The organism is Vibrio sp. 1874, assembly GCF_033344395.1.
GTDB classification, from domain to species: Bacteria; Pseudomonadota; Gammaproteobacteria; order Enterobacterales; family Vibrionaceae; genus Vibrio; species Vibrio alginolyticus.
This window is the reverse complement of the sequence record NZ_JAWPOR010000061.1, coordinates 1-1683: the sequence shown is the minus strand read 5'-3', so window position 1 is coordinate 1683 and position 1683 is coordinate 1. Positions and strand designations below refer to the sequence as shown.

At 46.1% G+C, this 1683-nt stretch carries 3 protein-coding genes; all 3 read right to left on the bottom strand.

Annotated elements, in window-relative coordinates:
* A partial coding sequence (locus R8N46_RS24515; RefSeq protein WP_318189690.1) for a sugar phosphate nucleotidyltransferase occupies positions 1-119 on the bottom strand: 119 nt, incomplete at its 3' end.
* Positions 119-1183, bottom strand: coding sequence for a dTDP-glucose 4,6-dehydratase (rfbB, locus tag R8N46_RS24510; protein WP_020904342.1), 1065 nt, complete (start codon positions 1181-1183; stop codon positions 119-121). The genes rfbB and R8N46_RS24515, both read right to left, overlap by 1 nt.
* A 92-nt stretch (positions 1184-1275) precedes the next feature.
* On the bottom strand, positions 1276-1683 hold a 408-nt coding region (locus R8N46_RS24505; RefSeq protein ID WP_318189689.1), incomplete at its 5' end, for a 3-deoxy-D-manno-octulosonic acid kinase.

The window sequence follows — 1683 nt, the reverse complement described above, 5'->3', positions numbered from 1 at the left end:
ACTGACAACGGGTAGTAAATCATTGGTTTGTCATAAACCGGCAGTAACTGCTTAGAGACTCCGCGTGTAATAGGGTAAAGGCGAGTGCCCGAGCCACCTGCTAAAATAATGCCTTTCATTATTCGCCCGCTCCTAATCGCTCTAAACTGTATGAACCATCAAGCACGCGTTGCCACCATTGCGGGTTGTTTAGGTACCATTCCACGGTTTTACGAATGCCGCTTTCAAAGGTTTCTTCCGGCGTCCAGTTAAGCTCTTGAGCAATCTTGGTCGCATCAATTGCGTAGCGCACATCATGACCTGGGCGATCTTTGACATAAGTGATCAAAGATTCATAAGACTCAACACCTGCCGGCTTGTCTGGTCGCAGCTCTTCAAGCAAAGCACAAATGGTTTTCACTACTTCGATGTTGGCTTTTTCGTTATGGCCACCGATGTTGTAGGTCTCACCGATTTCACCTTCCGTCACGACTTTGTAAAGCGCACGAGCATGGTCTTCCACAAACAGCCAATCTCGGATTTGCATGCCATCACCATACACAGGTAAAGGCTTGCCATCGAGGGCATTCAGAATCATCAGTGGGATCAACTTCTCTGGGAAATGGTACGGACCATAGTTGTTTGAGCAATTGGTTACGAGTGTTGGGAGACCATAAGTACGCTGCCAAGCGCGTACAAGGTGATCGCTCGACGCTTTAGACGCCGAGTATGGGCTGCTTGGAGCGTATGAGGTGGTTTCGGTGAATAAATCATCCGTACCCTCTAAATCGCCATACACTTCATCCGTAGAAATATGATGAAAACGAAACGCCGATTTGTTCGCTTCCTCAAGGCTTGACCAATATTGACGCGCCGCTTCAAGAAGATGGTAAGTGCCCATGACGTTGGTCTCAATAAAAGCAGCAGGACCATCAATAGAGCGATCGACATGCGACTCAGCCGCTAAATGCATCACCATATCGGGTTGATGCTCTGAAAACACGCGGTCTAGTTCAGTTCGGTCACAGATATCCACTTGCTCGAAGTAATAACGGTCACTGTCCGCAACATCCACCAACGACTCCAAGTTTCCTGCGTAGGTGAGCTTGTCTAAATTCACGACGCTATCTTGGGTGTCACGAATAATGTGTCGAACGACAGCTGAGCCAATGAAGCCTGCCCCGCCTGTTACTAGTATTTTCATTGCAAATGTTACCTACTTTAATGGGTACTTTTAGTGGGTGTACCGAAATGCGCTATTGGATTGTCTCACGCATGACTGACAAAACGCTCACTTTACGTATTTTCAGTATAACTTTTTTGTACATGATCAAAATCGGACGCTTGCCAAATGATTTGGCGTTTGAGCAGTTCTTTTTTGAATGAGCGAAGAAGCCTTTCTAAGTTTTGCTTTTTCCAGTCGCCGTGCTCTTGTTTGCGGCACTTATCAAAATCAATAATCCACACTTTATCTTTGTCATCGATCAAGATGTTGTGGATATTCAGGTCTGTGTGATTAACGCCAGCGTTGTGCATTTTGGCAATTTCTTGCCCTATTTTTTGATACATTCCTTCCGGTAACGGTTTTTCCTGCAAGATACTGACCAGGTCTCTTGCGTTAGGAATGCGCTCACTCAATAAATCGGCCTGATATGTCAATCCAGATTTCACAGCTCTCGCAGCAATTGGCCTTGGCACATGAAC

Coding starts and splice junctions, on each gene's coding strand:
- rfbB (WP_020904342.1), bottom strand. CDS start 1,183: ATGAAAATACTAGTAACAGGCGGGGCAGGCTTCATTGGCTCAGCTGTC.